The following is a 762-nucleotide window of genomic DNA, read 5'->3' on the forward strand; positions in this document are numbered from 1 at the left end:
TGTCCGGTCAGCTGTGGCCTGGATATCGTTGTGGCACAGGTTGGTGAGGAGGTTTGGATTCGCATCAGCGAGGTGGCGGAGTGAGCATCGCTTTCACAGCTTGTGGGGCCGGCTCATGTCTTCGGTCAGGGTATTCGATCATGTAGCGCACCGCTGCCGGCAAGGTATTCGGTTCGACGGTCCACACCGATAGGTGCAGAAGCCATTGGCCAAAGGGCACTGGACAAGTGCTATCCACGTTCTACAAGAGCGTGAGCTTCACGCCAGCCGAGGATGAAAAGGATCACTCCATGGCAGCAAATCGAATTCCCTTGTGCTGCAGGCAGTTCGGGATCTGTCGCGCTATCTGCGCGTGCGTGCGTACCGAGGCGAGTTACTCGGTATGTACGAGAGTTCTTGGTGAGCTTGTGCTTCTGACATGCCAGCCCTTTCCCGATCATGATCGGGAAAGGGCCCGCGGCGAGTATGTGCGTGTAGTTCAGAGCGCTTTGAAGGTTCGTGTGAAGGACTTGGGCGCAGGTGCGGTGGGAGCGTTCGGTGTGATCGAAACATGGACCGTGAAGTTCGCTCCGTAGGCGGCCTTGTAGGTTCCGGTTCCTTTGAAGCGCAGCGTCTGGTTGGCGTTGTTCAGCGAGAATCCTGCTGGCAGTGGGGGGGTCTTCGTGAAGGATTTGGTCTGTCCGCTGTCCTGCGCTTGTTTGACCATCTGGTAGATCGATTGATAGTAGCCTGTGCACTCCTGATTCATGCAAACCCATGGGC

The 762-nt window shown here is 56.8% G+C and carries 1 protein-coding gene; it reads right to left on the reverse strand.

Translation table 11 applies throughout. The annotated features are described in order from the left end of the window. Positions 1–478: 478 nt before the first annotated feature. Positions 479–762, reverse strand: a 284-nt coding sequence (locus tag ACX4ZE_RS22885) for an ETX/MTX2 family pore-forming toxin (protein WP_480275530.1), incomplete at its 5' end; no start/stop codon positions are given.

This window comes from Nocardia sp. TBRC8007 (assembly GCF_056629435.1).